This window comes from Chryseobacterium indologenes, assembly GCF_002025665.1.
Lineage (GTDB): Bacteria > Bacteroidota > Bacteroidia > Flavobacteriales > Weeksellaceae > Chryseobacterium > Chryseobacterium metallicongregator.
This window is the reverse complement of sequence record NZ_CP018786.1, coordinates 5,004,887-5,021,858: the sequence shown is the minus strand read 5'-3', so window position 1 is coordinate 5,021,858 and position 16,972 is coordinate 5,004,887. Positions and strand designations below refer to the sequence as shown.

Annotated in this window: 22 protein-coding genes; 3 read left to right on the top strand and 19 right to left on the bottom strand. The window is 34.9% G+C overall.

The genetic code is table 11. The features are described from left to right. Positions 1-15: 15 nt before the first annotated feature. The 6 genes from BUE84_RS24875 to mraZ all read right to left on the bottom strand — a co-directional run bounded on the left by BUE84_RS24875 (position 16) and on the right by mraZ (position 5,780). Complete coding sequence (locus tag BUE84_RS24875; protein WP_238594432.1) at positions 16-243, bottom strand: four helix bundle protein; 228 nt, start codon at positions 241-243, stop codon at positions 16-18. Positions 244-433: 190 nt separating this feature from the next. After that, entirely contained in the window at positions 434-1,894 is a 1,461-nt protein-coding gene (locus BUE84_RS22660; protein ID WP_079243599.1) for a UDP-N-acetylmuramoyl-L-alanyl-D-glutamate--2,6-diaminopimelate ligase, read from the bottom strand. 44 nt (positions 1,895-1,938) lie between these two features. Continuing rightward, positions 1,939-3,930: a penicillin-binding transpeptidase domain-containing protein gene (locus tag BUE84_RS22655; protein ID WP_079243598.1), complete on the bottom strand. Its 1,992-nt coding sequence runs from the start codon at positions 3,928-3,930 to the stop codon at positions 1,939-1,941. Further along, the gene (locus tag BUE84_RS22650; RefSeq protein WP_002981890.1) at positions 3,914-4,279 is read right to left on the bottom strand and encodes an FtsL-like putative cell division protein; all 366 of its coding nucleotides are present in this window, start codon (positions 4,277-4,279) and stop codon (positions 3,914-3,916) included. Before BUE84_RS22650 ends, BUE84_RS22655 begins: the two co-directional genes overlap by 17 nt. 99 nt (positions 4,280-4,378) lie before the next feature. Further along, the gene (gene rsmH / locus BUE84_RS22645; RefSeq protein ID WP_079243597.1) at positions 4,379-5,272 is read right to left on the bottom strand and encodes a 16S rRNA (cytosine(1402)-N(4))-methyltransferase RsmH; all 894 of its coding nucleotides are present in this window, start codon (positions 5,270-5,272) and stop codon (positions 4,379-4,381) included. 49 nt (positions 5,273-5,321) lie between these two features. After that, a complete protein-coding gene (gene mraZ, locus BUE84_RS22640) occupies positions 5,322-5,780 on the bottom strand; it encodes a division/cell wall cluster transcriptional repressor MraZ (RefSeq protein ID WP_062672632.1) in 459 nt (152 codons plus the stop codon). Between the two features lie 272 nt (positions 5,781-6,052). On the opposite strand from mraZ, the gene BUE84_RS22635 reads away from it, so the two are divergent. The 3 genes from BUE84_RS22635 (at position 6,053) to BUE84_RS22625 (ending at position 7,942) form a co-directional block, all read left to right on the top strand. Continuing rightward, a complete protein-coding gene (locus BUE84_RS22635) occupies positions 6,053-6,814 on the top strand; it encodes an alpha/beta fold hydrolase (protein ID WP_047426276.1) in 762 nt (253 codons plus the stop codon). A 62-nt stretch (positions 6,815-6,876) separates the two neighbouring features. Then, positions 6,877-7,500 (top strand): ribosome biogenesis GTP-binding protein YihA/YsxC, encoded by a 624-nt coding sequence (gene yihA, locus BUE84_RS22630; protein ID WP_079244017.1) that lies wholly within the window; start codon positions 6,877-6,879, stop codon positions 7,498-7,500. Continuing rightward, entirely contained in the window at positions 7,493-7,942 is a 450-nt protein-coding gene (locus BUE84_RS22625) for a GNAT family N-acetyltransferase (RefSeq protein WP_079243596.1), read from the top strand. Before yihA ends, BUE84_RS22625 begins: the two co-directional genes overlap by 8 nt. A gap of 60 nt (positions 7,943-8,002) precedes the next feature. On the opposite strand, the gene BUE84_RS22620 is transcribed toward BUE84_RS22625, so the two are convergent. The 13 genes from BUE84_RS22620 to BUE84_RS24510 form a co-directional block, all read right to left on the bottom strand. Next, positions 8,003-8,902 carry a hypothetical protein gene (locus tag BUE84_RS22620; protein WP_079243595.1) on the bottom strand — a complete coding sequence of 300 codons (900 nt, stop codon included), beginning with the start codon at positions 8,900-8,902 and terminating at the stop codon, positions 8,003-8,005. 9 nt (positions 8,903-8,911) lie between these two features. Beyond that, positions 8,912-10,252, bottom strand: a complete 1,341-nt coding sequence (locus BUE84_RS22615) for a beta-carotene 15,15'-monooxygenase (RefSeq protein ID WP_079243594.1) — start codon at positions 10,250-10,252, stop codon at positions 8,912-8,914. A 6-nt stretch (positions 10,253-10,258) separates the two neighbouring features. Next, the gene (locus BUE84_RS22610; RefSeq protein ID WP_079243593.1) at positions 10,259-10,666 is read right to left on the bottom strand and encodes a hypothetical protein; all 408 of its coding nucleotides are present in this window, start codon (positions 10,664-10,666) and stop codon (positions 10,259-10,261) included. 16 nt (positions 10,667-10,682) lie between these two features. Next, positions 10,683-11,075 (bottom strand): DUF6804 family protein, encoded by a 393-nt coding sequence (locus tag BUE84_RS22605; RefSeq protein WP_079243592.1) that lies wholly within the window; start codon positions 11,073-11,075, stop codon positions 10,683-10,685. A gap of 8 nt (positions 11,076-11,083) precedes the next feature. Next, on the bottom strand, positions 11,084-11,299 hold the full coding sequence (locus BUE84_RS22600; protein WP_079243591.1) for a TM2 domain-containing protein: 216 nt from the start codon (positions 11,297-11,299) through the stop codon (positions 11,084-11,086). 3 nt (positions 11,300-11,302) lie between these two features. Continuing rightward, a complete protein-coding gene (locus tag BUE84_RS22595) occupies positions 11,303-11,929 on the bottom strand; it encodes a PH domain-containing protein (protein WP_079243590.1) in 627 nt (208 codons plus the stop codon). Positions 11,930-11,946: 17 nt separating this feature from the next. After that, positions 11,947-12,450, bottom strand: coding sequence for an SH3 domain-containing protein (locus BUE84_RS22590; RefSeq protein WP_079243589.1), 504 nt, complete (start codon positions 12,448-12,450; stop codon positions 11,947-11,949). 12 nt (positions 12,451-12,462) lie between these two features. Further along, positions 12,463-13,533, bottom strand: coding sequence for a type I restriction endonuclease (locus tag BUE84_RS22585; protein ID WP_079243588.1), 1,071 nt, complete (start codon positions 13,531-13,533; stop codon positions 12,463-12,465). Positions 13,534-13,538: 5 nt separating this feature from the next. Further along, complete coding sequence (locus tag BUE84_RS22580; protein WP_079243587.1) at positions 13,539-13,877, bottom strand: YegP family protein; 339 nt, start codon at positions 13,875-13,877, stop codon at positions 13,539-13,541. A 65-nt stretch (positions 13,878-13,942) separates the two neighbouring features. Further along, positions 13,943-14,113, bottom strand: coding sequence for a hypothetical protein (locus BUE84_RS24595; RefSeq protein ID WP_167595400.1), 171 nt, complete (start codon positions 14,111-14,113; stop codon positions 13,943-13,945). Positions 14,114-14,257: 144 nt separating this feature from the next. Further along, positions 14,258-14,923: a response regulator gene (locus tag BUE84_RS22575; RefSeq protein WP_079243586.1), complete on the bottom strand. Its 666-nt coding sequence runs from the start codon at positions 14,921-14,923 to the stop codon at positions 14,258-14,260. 13 nt (positions 14,924-14,936) lie between these two features. Beyond that, positions 14,937-16,592, bottom strand: a complete 1,656-nt coding sequence (locus tag BUE84_RS22570; protein WP_079243585.1) for a hypothetical protein — start codon at positions 16,590-16,592, stop codon at positions 14,937-14,939. Between the two features lie 47 nt (positions 16,593-16,639). Continuing rightward, entirely contained in the window at positions 16,640-16,807 is a 168-nt protein-coding gene (locus BUE84_RS24510; RefSeq protein WP_158521394.1) for a hypothetical protein, read from the bottom strand. Positions 16,808-16,972 lie beyond the last annotated feature (165 nt).

Sequence of the window (16,972 nt, the reverse complement as noted above, 5' to 3'; positions counted from 1 at the left end):
AATTTATTTAAAGATTTAAAGATTGGGTTTCTCAATATTTTCACTTAAATACTTAATAAAGTTTGATATGTTTGAAGAAATTTCTCTTGAAAGGGTAATGATTTCTTCCGCTTTATTTTCGTTACCTAATTTTAATCTTCTACTTACAATCAGCATACTTCTTACTTCAGCACAGCTGCCTTTTGCAATTTTTAAATATCTAATAAATTGTCTGTTATTGTTATATTCTGAGCCTTCTGCAATATTGTTGCTAATTGAAAAGCTCGCTCTTTTTATCTGGTTATTAATTCAAATTCTTTTTCAAAACTTTGACTCTGAAGAAATGAATAAACTTTTTCAATAAGATCTAAACTTTTGATATATACTGGGAAATTTTCAAAATTCTTTGTCATTATCAAATTTTTAAATCTTTCAATGAATTCAATCTTTCAATTTATTTGGACATTAATTTCCAAAGGTCATTAATTACTTCTTTGTCATCAAAATGATGTTTCACACCATTGATCTCCTGATAGGTTTCGTGGCCTTTTCCGGCAACTAAAACAATATCTTTAGGTTCTGCAAACTTTATGGCCATTTTTATGGCTTCTTTTCTGTCCGGAATTGAAGTGTATTTGCTGAAGTTCTGAGGTTCAACACCTGCTTCAATTTCTTTGATGATCTGTGTGGGATCTTCTGTTCTCGGATTATCTGAAGTGATGATTGCCAGTGTTGATTTTTTGGTGGCAATATTTCCCATTTCAGGTCTTTTGGAGTGATCTCTGTCTCCTCCGCATCCGAATACGGTGATTAATCTTTCGTTTTTGGTTCTGATATCGTTGATGCTGTCCAGAATGTTTTCCAAAGCATCCGGCGTGTGCGCATAGTCTACGATAAAGAAAATTCCACCATCGGATTTGAAGGTTTCAAATCTTCCGGAAACTCTTTTTAATTTGCTGATGGCCTGAAGAATCTCATCTTGTTCAAAACCAAGTTCTTCAGCAATTCCGAATACAAGCAGTAAGTTGTATACATTGAATTTCCCGGTTAATGTCGTCCAGAATTCTTTTCCGTTGAAATTCAACAGCATTCCGTTGAAATCTACTTCCAATAATTTCCCGTGATAGTCTGCCATGGTTTTCAATGCATAAGACTTCTTTTTAGCCTTAGTGTTCTGAAGCATGACGTTTCCATTTTTATCATCTACATTGGTGATGGCAATGGCTGTATCTTCTAATTGGTCGAAGAATCTTTTCTTTGTTTTTAAATATTCATCGAAGGTTTTATGATAGTCTAAATGATCATGAGTAAGATTGGTAAAGCCTGCTATTTTGAAGTGTAATCCTTCAATTCTGTTTTGGGCAATTCCGTGAGAGCTTACTTCCATGAAAGCAAATTCACATCCTTTTTCTACAGCCTCGGCTAGAATCCTGTTGATGGTAATCACATCAGGAGTGGTGTGGGTAGCCGGAATAATCTCTTCACCAATTCTGATTTCTACAGTGGAAAGTAAAGCGGCCGGATATCCAAGGTTTTTGAAAACATCAAAAAGAAGGGTAGAAACAGATGTTTTTCCATTAGTTCCTGTAACGCCTATCAGCTTCAGTTTCTGTGAAGGATTTCCATAGAAGTTAGAGGCAAGATGGCCTAAAGCTTTAGATGAGTCTTTTACCTGAACATAGGTTACATTATCCGCCAATGTCTCAGGGAATTCTTCGCAAACGATTGCGGCAGCTCCTTTTTCAATAGCAGATGCAATGAATGAGTGACCATCCACCACTGTTCCTCTCATGGCAATGTAAAGAGAGTTTTCTATAACCTTTCTGCTGTCGATCACCAATTCAGTCACCTCACGGTTGTTATCACCGTGAATTTCGATTACTGGGATTCTGTTTACTAATTCTGTTATAATCATCTTTATCAATAAGGCTTTGCCTTATTTTGTTTTAAATCTTTATTTTAATTCTGCAGAGACAAATAAATTCTCTGGTTCTTACTGATTGTTGTGCCTTCCATAGGGAATTGTTCTTTAATTCTTCCTACTCCTTTATAATCGACACGGTAGCCTAAGTTTTCCAATTGTGGGATTACATTTTTACCGATTAATCCTACTACATTGGGCATTTGCTTATCATTGACTGCTACTTTAACATTCGGTTCCACCATTTTGCTCAGGTTTACCTTTTTGTCTACCAGCATTTCTTTTTCAATATTCTGAGGTGTTTTCAGGAATGTTTTTCCTGCAATTTCTTTAAACACCGGAGCTGAAACGGAACCTCCATAAAATCCTTTTGCGGTGTTGGGTTCACTAATCATGACATAGCATGTATATTTTGGAGCATCAGCCGGATAGAACCCTGCAAATGATGCACGATATTTCATTGGACCAGGCAGCCAGTATTCAAATCTTGCAGTACCTGTTTTTCCAGCCATTTTCAGGTTGGGAGTAAAGATGCTTCGTCCTGTTCCTTTTTCTACCGCTTTGGTTAAAGCACTTGTCATCATTTTAATGGCTTTTTCAGAAGCCATTTTGTTCACCATTACTTCAGGTTTCGCATTGTACATTACTTTACCATCTTTCATGATTTTATCAATGAATAAAGGCTTAAGCATTTTACCTCCGTTGGCCACTCCGTTGTAGAAGGTTGTCAACTGTAGCAGGTTGATGTTGGAAGAGTATCCATAAGAGATAGAAGCCAGTGTAGCGGCATTCCATCTTTTATTTTGTGGAGTTACAATTTTCGGTTTTGTGATTCCCGGAAGTTCTATATCCATCTTGTCGAATAATTTCCAACGTTTCAGGTGGTCAAGGAAGATCTGTGGTTTTTCTGCATAATACTTTGTGATCAGCTTTGAAGTTCCTACGTTACTGGATTTTGCCAATACATCACTGATATCATATGTTCCTCCTCCGTGGCCGTCAGAGATTCTCTGTTTTGCATATACCCAGACTCCGTTTCCTACGTTCACCGTTGTGTTTTCATCGATGAATCCGTCGTCCATTGCTGCTAAAAGCGAAATGGTTTTAAAGGTAGATCCAGGTTCGATATTATCTTTCAGAGCATAGTTATAAGAGTCTTCGTATTCTCCTTCTTCTGTTCTTCTTAAATTAACAAGAGCACGTACTTTTCCGGTTTCCACTTCCATCACAATGACAGTTCCGTGTTTAGCTTCGAAATTAATCAGCTGCTTCTCCAGTGCGGAGTGCGCAATGTCTTGAATTCTAAGGTCTAAAGTTGTATAAACATCTTCTCCGTCTACCGGTTCCTGAACTTTCCAGAAGTCGATAGGCTTCCATTGGGAAGAGTTGATTCTTTGCTCCAGTCTTTTTCCGTCTGTTCCTGTTAAATATTTTGAGAAAGCTCCTTCCAGTCCTGATCTAAGCTCTCCGTTATCCATACCGATGGTTCCGGCTCCGATTTCTGAAGTGGCTAATTCTCTTTTATAATTTCTGTCAACGATAAATCCTCCCTTATTTTTTCCTCTTTTGAAGATCGGAAACTTTCGGATTCTGTCGTATTGATCGAAATCCAGTCCTTTTACCAGAGTATAGTACTGGTTTTTCTTTTTCTTCTGTTCGTCAAACTTCTGTCTGAATTCTCCTCTGGATTTTCCGAACATTTTGCTCAAAGAATCCGTCAGTGCTCCAATGTTGTTGGAATACACCGTATCTTTCATTGTTTTGAAATCAAGATAGATGTCATATCTCATCACCGTTGTTGCAAGGATAGAACCGTCAGAAGCAAACAAGTTACCTCGGGCAGCTTTTAAAGTGGCTTCACGATAATTTTTATTAATGTAATCGTCTTTTATTTCCTGGACATTGGTGTTCTGTAGGATGACAATTCTTGCCAGGAACATGACAAACACGCACAAAGCTACCACTGCAAAGAGGTAGCCCCATCGTAACGTTTTCTTACGTTTATTGTCGTATTCATTTTGCTTTTGCATCTGTACTGTCCAGTTTTATTAGCAATTTATGAGGGTGGTTTTCCAGGGTCATCAATGAATCCCGGGCGACCTCTTTCCCCAGCTCTGATTCCATTTTTACTTTGATCAGCTTACTCTGGGCGTAAGCGTTTCGTGATTTGTATTCTTCTGTTTCTTCCTTTAAGGCGTTTACAATTTTTATTTTTTTATTGACGAGATGGTTGGTATAAATCATGGCCATCATCAGAACAAACAAGAGGAGAAAATACTTGTAATGTATTTTGATCTCATCACGATTCAGAAAGTTTCCTTTTATAATGTCTATAAAAGTGAGTCTTTTCTGGGGGCGATTTGTTGTTCTTTTAGCCAATTTATTATGTCAATTTGCTTTGTAGTGAATTTACTTCATGTCAATGGTCAATTTTATTTTGTTAAATGATTCACTATTGACGATTCACCCATTCACATTTTATACTTTTATTCCTGTTCTCATCTTGGCACTTCTTGCTCTTGAGTTTTCTTCGATTTCCTGATCATCAGGAATGATTGCTTTACTCTTTATCAATTCGAATGCCTTTTTATAATTTCCGTAGATATCTCTTTCCGGTTCTCCTTCGAACATTCCATTTTTCAGGAATCTTTTTACCAAACGGTCTTCCAGAGAATGGTAAGAAATAACGACTAATCTTCCTTCCGGTTTTAAAACATTATAAGCCTGAACCAGCATTTCTTTCAATACTTCAAGTTCCTGGTTTACTTCAATTCTTATCGCCTGAAAAAGCTGAGCATAGAATTTATTAACCTTATGAGGCGGAATGTAGCTGAACAATTTTTTCAGATCTTCCGTAGTATCTATACTTTTAGTTTTTCTGTGGTGAACAATTTCTCTCGCCAGCTTTCTTGCTTCTCTTAATTCTCCATAATGATAGAAAAGGTCTGCAAGTTCGCTTTCTTCATATTCATTAATCACTCTTTTGGCATCCAGATTCTGCATCACATTCATTCTCATATCCAAAGGAGCATTGCTTCTTGTGGAGAAACCTCTGTCTGCTTCATCAAACTGGTGAGAAGACACACCTAAGTCTGCCAAAACACCATCCACTTGTGAAATGCCATACATCAGTAATGAGTTTTCCAGAAACCTGAAATTCTGATTAACCAATGTAAATCTGGAATCATCAATTGTATTTTTAAGTGCATCTAGGTCCTGATCAAAACTGAACAATCTCCCTTTATCGGAAAGTCTGCTCAAGATTTCTCTTGAATGGCCTCCGCCTCCAAAGGTGCAGTCCACATATATTCCGTCAGGATTCGTCACCAAATCATCAACACTCTGCTTCAACAAAACGGGGTTATGATACATGCTTAATTGTGTTTTTTATTTAATACTATAATCAATTAATAACCTACAGTTATTCTTCATCGAAAGAGCCCATTACATCTTCGGCAAGGCTTGCAAAATCAGCTTCATTGGTGGAAATTACCTTTTCATAGGCATCTTTATCCCAAATTTCGAAGAGCTCTCCTGCGCTGGTAATCACAATATCTTTTTGGAGATTTGCGAAAACCGTAAGGTCTTTAGAGATCTGTAGCCTTCCTGCATTATCCAATTCTACTGTTTTTACTCCTGCCGTAAACATTCGTATGAAATCAGCATTCTTTTTTATGAACCTGTTCAGTTTATTAATTTTGCCCATCAGTTTGTCCCATGCATTCATAGGATAGACTTCCAGACAAGGTTGGAACACAGATCTTTTGACTACAAACGCCTTATCGTCGAAGTTTTCCATCTGTTTGATTAAAGATGAAGGAACTTTTAAGCGGCCTTTGTCGTCAATTTTACACTCATATGTCCCAATGAAATTTTTCATTTGGGACAAATTTATATAATAATTTCCAAAATTTCCCACTTTTTCCCACTTTTTGACTCAATGTTAATAAGTTTTATTAAAGATTGAATTTCAATAATGTAAAATGCTGATATGAAGAGACTTGTTGGAAGTGCTATTTAAGCCATAATAAAGCCGTTTTGAAAAAAAAAGTTAAAAAGGAGAATATTATATTATTTTTATCTTAAATTAGGATAATCAAAATTTTTTTGAGGTTTAATTTGTATTTTTGCAGGGCTTTATTAAGGCGTTTTATGATATTTAGTACAAAAAAAGAAAAGAAATATTCCTATGTAGAAGCGGGAGAAGGACATCCATTAGTGCTGTTGCACGGGTTAATGGGTGGTTTGAGTAATTTCGATAAAATGGTAGATTTTTTTTCGGATAGAGGCTTCAAAGTATATGTTCCTCAGTTGCCGATCTATGATCTGCCGGTACTCAATACGAATCTTACCACTATCGCAAAATATATTATCAAGTTTATAGAGAGCCATATTTCCGGTCCTGTTACTATTGTAGGAAACTCAATGGGAGGGCATGTAGGGCTTATTCTGACTTTGGCAAGACCTGATCTGGTAAAAAATCTGGTTCTTACAGGAAGCTCCGGACTATATGAAAGAACTTTCGGGGACAGTTTTCCGAGAAAGAACGACCGTTCTTACATCAGAAAGAAGACGGAAGAAGTTTTCTATGATCCTAAGGTGGCCACAGAAGATCTTGTAGATGAAGTTTTTGCAGTAGTGAATGACAGAATGAAAGGAATCAAGACCGTAATGCTGGCAAGAAGTGCCATCAAACACAATATGCTGAATGATCTTCCGAAGATTGTGACACCTACCTGTCTGATCTGGGGTAAACAGGATAATGTTACTCCTCCTGAAGTGGCAGAAGATATGCACAAGTTTATTCCTAATTCCGACTTATTCTGGATTGATAAATGCGGCCATGCTGCCATGATGGAAAAACCGGATGAATTCAATGAGATCCTGTATAACTGGATAAAAGATAAAGTTTAAAACATATAAATGACCATTAAGAGCTTTTCTTAATGGTTTATTTTTCTAAAATACATTCAAAAATGATTATCAAGACAGCAGAGTTTGTAAAGAGTAGTGGAAAATGGCAGGAATGCCCTGAACCAAATATTCCCGAATATGCTTTTATCGGAAGGTCGAACGTAGGAAAGTCATCACTGATCAATGCAATGATGAATCACAAAGATCTTGCTAAAACATCACAGACCCCAGGAAAAACCCAGCTGATCAATCATTTTTTGGTAAATGAAAACTGGTATCTTACCGATTTACCAGGATATGGCTATGCAAAGGTTTCAAAGGTTCAGCGAAAAGATTTTGAAAAGCTGATCACCAATTACATTCTGAACAGAAGAAATCTGGTTAACCTTTTTGTGCTGGTAGATGTAAGACATACTCCGCAAAAGATTGATCTGGAATTCATCCAATGGTGTGGAGAAAGTGGAATCCCGTTCTCGATTGTTTTTACCAAGGCAGACAAACTAAAACCGAACGCAGTGGTCAAAAATGTTGAAGATTATAAAACTGAGCTTCATAAGAGCTGGGAAGATCTTCCTGAACTGTACGTTACCTCAGCAGAAAAGAAAGAAGGAGGAGACAACATTCTTAATTTTATACAAAAGACCAATGAATTTCTAACGAATAATAATATAAGTTTCGATGAGTAATATGGTCTGGAAAATCAAAACGTTTGATGAGTTCACTGTTCCGGAATTGTATTCGGTACTGAAGGCGCGTATTGATGTTTTCGTTATTGAGCAGAACTGTCCTTATCCTGATCTGGATAACTATGATCAGAAAGCGGTTCATATCTGGGCAGAAGAAGGCGGACAGGTACTGGCATACTGCCGTGTCTTTGACAAAGGGATAAAGTATGATGAAACTTCTTTCGGCAGGGTGCTGACTACAGAGCAGGCAAGAGGAAAAAGCCTGGGAAAACAGTTAATACAATATGCTGTGGAAACTATAGAAAACCGTTTTCATACTTCTGAAATCAAAATATCTGCACAGGATTATCTGTTAAGATTTTATAGTGGATTCGGATTTGTAGATACAGGAAAAAAATATCTGGAAGATGATATTCCCCATACGGAAATGATAAGAAAATAAAAAAAGCGAGGAAATTTAATTCTTCGCTTTTTTATAGTTAAATATATTGGAGTGTGTTTTTTATTTCCCTGAAATAGATTTTAATATAATTGGCTCCAGATTGGATGGGAGATCAGCAGATTTGATCTGGTACTTTTTAATTTTCATTTCTTTAAACCAATTTTCCCAATATTGCTTAATGACAGCTTCTTCAAAAGGATTACCTTTTTCCGGATTGATTCCTAAAACAATGACTTCGAGATTACTCAGGTTTTCATTTGCTTTTACAAATCCATAGCCGTTTTTTTCAATAGCATCTTTAAAACCAGATGTTGTTAGGTTGTTGGCTTTTATAAGTTTGGTTGTTAAATAGGAAGTTTTATATGAATTTTCTTTTTTTTCTTCAAACTTGGTATTTTGATGATACATATAACCATCTGTCAGAATGAACAGAATGTTTCTTTTATCTTGTTTGATACAATAATCATTAACTTTGTTTTTAAAGAATTCCCAGATATCCGAACCGACATATTTGCCGTCTTTTATAGCTGACTGATAAATGTTTATAGGTAATTCTGAGTATTTTTTATCAACAGAATCAAAATAGCTCTTTGGAATATCTTTATTAAAAGAAATTTTCAACTCTTTTGTGAAATCATTTATTTTTGGGTCTGAAGGCTCAGGGTTAAAGAAAACCTGCATCTGATCGTCATAAGTGATGATCTTTTTTGATTTAACATGATTTAAAAATCCTTTTTCAATGGCTTTAATATACTCTGTATCCCGTTGAAAGTATTGCATTGTAGGATTAGGGTTGGTTGCCGGATCAATTCTGTCTGAAAGATCAATCAGGATACTGAGGTTGATATTGTTTGAATCAACAACAATAGTATTTTTCTTTTCTATCTCTGTTCCGTCATCTTTACCTTTACAGCAAGAAGCCAAAGAAATAATGAATAATAAATAGAATATCTTTTTCATAATTTTCAGTTATAAAGATGATAAATACACTAAATTCTGATTGTCGGAATTAGCACCTACGGTTTCTAAATTGGTATTGTAGGTGACAATACAGTCATCGATCATTGTTTGTTTTTCCGTTCTTGAAACGGCTATTTTTTCACCAATAAAAGTAATCCAGCCCTGAACATATTCCGAAGCATACAGTTTGTAATCTTTGGTTGGAATGATGACTCCGTCGATAATATTCTGAAGCTCTTCGATTCTTCCTCGTGTCTTGATAACGGTTTCTTTTATCGTTCCGATACTGGCAAGGATTTCTTCAATTTCTTTTTTCAAAACATTAATCTTTTCCTGAAAGAATTCGACTTTTTTCTGTCTGATTTCCTGTTCGTTTTTAATCTTATCCTTTTCACGATGTTCTTTCATTACAAAATCAAAAACCAGCCCCCAAATAATGTAAACAATAAATCCGGCAAAAATAATTCCCCAAAACTGAATTTTGGTAAAAGCAATCTTAAGATCAAAAGATGGAGAATTAAAGGTTCTGTTTAATTCATATAATTTTGATTCAATTTCGTAGGCTAAAATGCAATCAAAAATAAATGTTACAATAAATAATAATCCAAGCTTGATATAGTTGGCTCTCGTTTTATTCTCCCAGAACATATGAATTAAATAACCTAATCCAAGAAATACAAACGGAATAAGGGTAACGAAAGCACCTTCAATAACTCCTTCGTTCCATGCCTTACTGAAAGCTTGAGCATCTAAAACACTTTGAATTATAGTACTTTTAGCATCGAAGCTTTTAAAGAAAGCTGAATATGATGTTGATATATAAAATGTTGTTAAATATAGAGTAATGGGAATCAAAAGAATCAGGCCGATCCAGAATTTTGCAGATGCACCTCTTGTAGCTTTTATATTATATTTTTCCGGGTTCCTGGGAAGATCAAGGATCTCAGCTTTTAATGTTTCAATGGTATGCTGATGATTCTCAATTTCTGTGCTTTTGTTTTTTAATTGTTCCTCTTTGGTCTCTTGTGAAACGAATAAAGCTTTAATTTCAGTTTCCCGGTTCTTTTGTTCATTTACATAGGATTCTTTTAGATTTTTTTGTTTTTCAACCATTTCTTTTTCTTCATTCTGAAATTTTGAATAAACAGCATCCAGACAGATAGATAGGGTAGAATGATTTCCGTTGGTTCGCGAGCTGTCTCTGTACCCTGATTCATGATAGGTTCTTTTCCGGGTTTCTTCCAGAGATTCATTGTCCGGATTGTTATTGTTTTGAGGAAACGGTTCCGATGTTGGTTCTATCGGAACGGATTTGAGTTTGAATAAATTTTTTATACTGGTGGTATCCATGATGTGTTAGTTTTTTAATTCATATAAAATTTCGCTTTTATTCTTGCCAATTTTTATGGCTTCAATGAGGTAATCTACAATAGCTGTTGTATTTTCTTCCAGAAATCCAAACATCAGAACATATTTTTGCATGGCAGAATATTCATTCGGAGAAACAACTCCGTCGGCCCAGATCATGGCGGTGAGGTCATACAGATAATCAACCTTTTCTTCGATCGTTTTGGGTATCAATGACTTTAAATTGATAGGATTTAAGAGTATGTCGTCTAAATTTTTTGATGAAATACCTCTTTCTTCTGCACATTTATAAAGCATTTTCAGCTCTAATGCACTGAAATCGTCATCACAGATTGCCATTTGATAGAGTCTTAGAAAGTGAGCTTTGAGGCATTCTGTTATTTGATTGTTTTCCATGATGGTTATTCTTGTCTTATTTTTTAGGATTAATAATTCTGTCTCTGGAAACAGTTCTTTGGTGTATGGGAGGTAAGTGCTCTGAGGTTTCTTCGATAATTTCTTCTTCTTCTTTTTTTTGTTCTTTTCTTTCTATGAAATTGATCAGCAGAAATAAAATTCCCGTTATAATATCAATTGGGATCCAAATGTTTTTCCGATACAGATAAATCGGGAAAACGGGATTGAAAAGAATGAGAATGATTAGAAATAGTATACTGAAATAATGTTGTTTAGAGCTCAGCGTATTGTATAAAACCAATAAAGCTCCAATGGAAATAATAATTCTAAGAAAAGTATAATATTCTATAGGAAGTTTGAAAATACCAGCGAAACAACATAACGCACAGAAGGTGAGAAATGGTTTCATGATGCTGTTTAAAATCCTGTATTAAAATTATATTTACAATTAAAACGGTTTTCAGACATAAAAATAAGTACGAAGAAATCAAAAAATGCAACTAATGCGGGAATGAATGTCCAGCAAAATACAAGATAAAGTATTCCCATACCATTCTGATTTAAGTAGAATCTGTGAATGCCTAATCCTCCCAGGAAAAAAGCAAGTAATGCGGCGGTAGATTTTGATTTCATAATTTAAACTCTGGATAAAATTTCGTTCTTTTTTATTTCAAATTCTTCGGGAGAGATTATTCCGTTCTCTTTTAAGTCTTTCAACTTCTGCAATAAGGCAAAAGGATCTTCATTTTCTATTAGCAGTGGCTTTTTTTCTTCCTGAAATTGTTGAGGTTGCGTGATAATAGGGGTCGCATTGTTTACAGTAACCCCTCCTGCGGAAGCTCTCAAAGTTTCAAGATTTTTTTCTCTTCTTACACCACGCATTCTTTCTTCTACTTCCTGTGCAAACTGATATAGCTTTCTGGCTTGGTTTTTAGGAAGATAATCCATCATATTGGTAAAGTTGTTTGTTGTTCTCATAATAAAGGTAGCACCAACAATTCCTTCCTTAATGTGGCAATCAGCTATATCTACCCAGTTGTAATCCTGAAAATCCATGGATAAGCCAAAGGTTTTGGGCCTGCAGAAAATAATTCTTCTATTGGTTAGAGCAATACAATCAGGAGATAAATTGATCACAGGTTTCTTCTGAACAGCTATATATTCTACAAATTCTTGTGAGGTAAGTAAACTGTTGATTCTTCCTAACAGCTTTTCAACAGCTTGAGGATCCTGTTCTTCATTTAAAAATTTTTTTAAGTTCATGTTATTTTGTTTTTTGATTATTTGACATCTTTATTGAAAACATATCCTACTTTTCTACTTGATTTAACCTGTACTTTATACCATGATCCTTCCTTTGAGAGCTGTGTTAGTCTGGTATCTTTAGGAACTGTTGTTATTACTTTAGATTTAAAAGTCGGTTTTTCATAAACATTTGTTTTTGCAGTGCCTGCAATGTATCTGTTGTTAAGATTGATGTTTACCTTATCAATAAATACTTTTGGAGGTTTACCAGTGTGGGGCTTTGAAGATTTGTAGGAATCCGAAGATTTATCTTTTTTAGACTTGCTTTTTGAAGAGCTCCTCCCGGAAGATCCACCACGGCAGACTCCACAGGCTCCTCCGCTGCTGCAGTGTCCACAGCCTGAGCAATTTGAACAGGCCGTACAATTGGCGGAACCGGTGCATCTCCCACCGTATCCTACATTGTCATTGGCTTTAAAACAAGAAATTAATGGAAATAAAGTGAAGATGAGTAATATGAATGGAATTAGTTTTTTCATGGCTATTAATTTTTATCCATAGTTTTCCAGCGTCAGATGAAGCTGATTTCTGTAATTATAGATTTCATCAAGGGTATTCAATAAAATCTTTTCTCCTGCTTCTTTTCCGTTGTGGAAAGTTTCCAGATATTTATTTGTTGTATTGAAGTGTAATCTGCAAAGTGGTTTTCTGTTATTGTCATCTAATAAAATCCCGAAATAGGATAAAGTATCCCGATAGGCAATTCTCGAAGAAGGAATTTTCTCTCTCAGAATGGCTTTTACAATCTGAAAACCTTCCAACTCTTCTTCTGTGGTGATAATTCTAGAATCGTTATTTTGATCAATAGACTGTGATGTTTTCACATCGTCTTCCTTTTTTTCTATTTGTTCATTGATGCTCAATGCGGACTTTAACCGGAAACTGATCGATTCATTAATAGAAGTAGTTAATGCTTTTTTAGCATACTCTTTAAAAGAAATCATTCTATTAGCCGTTAAAGGCTTTTCAAAGAAACGGCTTACTAAAAGTTTTACTAATTCATCAGATGGATTTTCAATTTCCTTTTCGAATTCTTTTCTGATAGCTTTGATATACTTTAATGCTTCTGCAGAATCAAGAATGCTTTCCAGGTTATAATCTTTCTTGGTGAAGCTTTCCAGAATTTTAATGGAACTGTCTTTTAAATCCTCAATATTAATAGTGAAGAATGGTTTCTCATCCATAATATTAGGCTTTTCCAGATCTGTATAAAAGTTATACACGATACCATTAGTCAAAACACCAAATCTCGTTTTCGAAACATGATAATATCTGTGAAGCTGTGAATTATGGGCATCTGCACTTTCCTTCCAGTGTTTGCATTCGATAATGAAGATAGGTTCATCATTATTTTTGATCACATAATCTACCTTTTCTCCTTTTTTTGTTCCGATATCACAAACGTGCTCGGGAACCACTTCTGTGGGATTAAAAATATCATATCCCAGAATTTGTATAAAAGGCATTACGAAGGCATTCTTTGTGGCTTCTTCAGTTCCGATCTGGTCTTTAAGCCCCATTACTTTCTGCTGCAATTGCTCCAGTTTAATTTTAAGATCCATAGTGTTTAGTTTTTTAAAGTTTCGTCAATGATTGCAGCTGTCGGGGCATTTGATTTTACAGAAGCAATACCGTTTTCCATTCCAGATTTTGTACTATACATCTGGCTGTTCCCGATAATTTCACCGTTTCTTGCTTTTAGAACGAAATAGTCTTTTCCATTTTTTGCAAGTCTTCTGTCGTACCTTGAAAGATCCTGAGAATTGACTTTTACAGATTCGATACCTTTATGGCATGATGCTTTCTGAACATACCCTTCACTAGTTAAAATAATTTCACCATTTCCGGCTTTCAGATTAAACTGATACTCTTTGTTGATTCTTTGTGTGATGATAAATTTTCCCATGATTATTTTTTTTAATTAAAATCCAGCGATATTTTTATTAATAATCGCTGGAAATAAAGACTTAGTTAAGCGTACCGAATTAATTCCCAGGTAACTGCTTTTGCATCATAAGGAGGCATTCTATTTCCTTTTGAAATTGGGGCTGTAGTAGACGGGTTTCCAACGACTTTCCAAACTCCAGATTCAGGACAGTTTTCTCCTGTCTTTGCTTTTGTTCCTAATGGTTTTTTTTCCATTGCAAAAATTTTTATTGGTTTAACACTTCAAAATTATGAGCATTAAATCTTGATTCATTACGGAAAACCGTAAACTGCAATTACTTCATAAAAAAACCTTTCAAAAATGAAAGGTTTGTATATCACAGGATTAATAGGAGAGGCTTAAATAATCCCTAAATCTTTACAAAAAGCAACAAGCTGCTCATTACTAGTGATCTGAAGATCTTCTTTTAGGTTGTTGAGCTTTTTCTCTACACTGCTCAGGCTGTTGGGTTTGATATCATTATTTTGAAGATACACAGGAATATTCTTCTGAAGAACTCCCTGAGACAAAAGAGAGACCAGCGTAATGTCATAGGTTGAAAACTCATAGCTGTTCAGCTTCTTTACTTCTTGTTTGAGATCAAGAGAAAGATAGTTTTCATTAACGTATACAGAAGCGATTGCTTTTTTCAGCTCTCTGGAATCATTTCGGGCTTTACGAACAAAGCCATTGACTCCATATTCTGAGAAAAGAGAATCTATAATCCCGGATCTGTGTTCTGCTGAAAAGACAATGACTTTCAGTGAAGGATGTAGCTCTTTGGTAGCACTGATAAGCTCCTTACCATCTTTAATTTTTTGTTCACGGTGATCCTCTTCAAAGGAAAGATCAGTAATCAACAAATCGTATAGATCATTTTCCCGGATAGATTTTTGAATTTTGGCTAGGGCATCATCACAATAATACACATAGTCTGCATTGATAATGTTGAGATCTTCTAATGTTTTCTGTACAGAGATACTGCTGCTTTCGTGGTCTTCGGCTATTAAAATTTTTTTGAACATTCTTTTTGTTTTTTTACGATGCAGGGAATGAAATATAAATCTTCAACCCTTTTTCTGTTGTGTTGTCAAAAGTAATTTCTCCGTCGATGTTTTCAATACGGGAAACCGTATTCCTCAATCCATTTTTGTAGGAAAGATCTCCGGGGATACCTATTCCATTGTCTGTGTATTGAATTTTGATAAGGTTACTATTTCTTTCAAATTTAAAAGCAACAAGGCTTGCATGGCTGTGTTTTTTCATATTCACCAAAAGCTCACGGATTACCTGGTAGACATTATCTTTCGCTGAATCATTCACTCCGTTCCAGATATTTTTTTCATTTCCAGCCAGAAAGGTATTCACATCCTCGTTTTTGAAAGAACCAATAAGTCCGGATATTTTTTCATCAAACTCTACAATGTCTTTAGCATCAGGTTTTTCATAGGAAATGTCTCTGGATTTTTCGTAAACAAATTCAAGTTCGTCAAGTGCTTTATCCCTATCAAAATGTTCCTGATTTTCAATTTTTGTCATCACCTGATAAATCCCATTGGCAACTACGTCGTGAACCTTTTTGGACATTTTAAGCTGGGTATTTTTTACTTCAATTTCTTTTTCTTGTTGAAGTTTTTTTTGCCTTTTTTTATATAAAATGATAATAATGATTATTAGAGCAACAAGTAGCCCTGAAAGAAAATATTGCCAAAGTAATTGAAATTCTTTTTCAACCTTTTCAGCCTTTAATCTTTGATTTTCTATTTCCTTCTTTTCTCCATCATATTTTATATAAGCAAACCTGTTTCTATTGTCATTTTTATAACTTTGAATACTGTCTGATAGATGCTTGTATTGTTTAAAGTTTTTAATAGCATTAGAAGGATTGTCAACTAATGATATTTTTTCTATTGCTTCTAGTCTATCGTCAGGACTTTTTATTTTTTCAGCTGTATTGAGCATTTGGTGTGCATAATATAAAGAGATGTTAGGATTGCTATCTTGATTTATTTCAGCTAGATGCGAATAGCTAGAATTTGCTCCCCAATTGTCATTGTTTTTTAACTTAAGTTTTAGGAGTTCTTCAAATTCTGATTGAGCAGGATAATTTTTATCTTGAAGCCATTGAGTATATACAATATTTTCTTTTATTCTATTTTTTAGATTGATATCATTTACATTTTTAGGGTCTATACTTCTTAATGTTTTTAAAGCCTCTGAATATTTCTTTTGTCTGTATTCAGCCGCTCCTTTATTATTAAGCATATCAAATTTGTCCTTTTCAGAAGTGTTTTTTTCAGAAAGACCTTTGGCGTACCATTCTTCCGCAGATGCATATTCTTTTTGTGCATATTTTATATCTCCAAGCGTACTATATGCAGAATAAAGACTTTCATCTCCTTCTTTCATAAAAGTGAGGGCATCTACTAAAGTAGCTTCTGCCCCAAATATATCACCAGTATATTTTTGAGCTATTGCTTGGCATATCAAACTTTTAGAAATATTAGAAGAATCTCTTGTTTTATAATAATAATTTAAAGCTTCCTGAAGCTTTTTATAGGCTTCAATATTATCTTTGAGGAGAAGACTGGTTCCTTCATCATATAATTTATCTGCTTCTGGAGCATTATGAATGACTATTTTCTTTTCACAAGCAATAAAAAATAACAGAATAAAAAATAAATATCGTATCATCTCACTAAAATAAAAAAAACCGCTCTAATAAAGAACGGTTTGTTTTTTTATTTTTTAGGTGGTAGAACTGGACCTGTATCTCCTCCCGTATCGCTACCTCCCGTATCCGGGTCTTCTCCCATTCCTAAATTCTGAGTTGTTACAGTTATTGGGTCATTATCATTTGTTGTTGTTGTATTGGCAGTATTGTTTGAGAATGCTAAACCGAATAGCATCAATATAATTTCTAACATTTTTCAAAAAATTTATTGTTAAAGCATTCGTATTCTTCCCTGCGAAGCAGATCGCAGATAGTTTTATACGTTTAAAAAAAATTGAAGCGCTTCTAAATTTTTTGGGAAGTGAACCTTCAAAAACGGAGGAGAAACATCTGCTTCCCA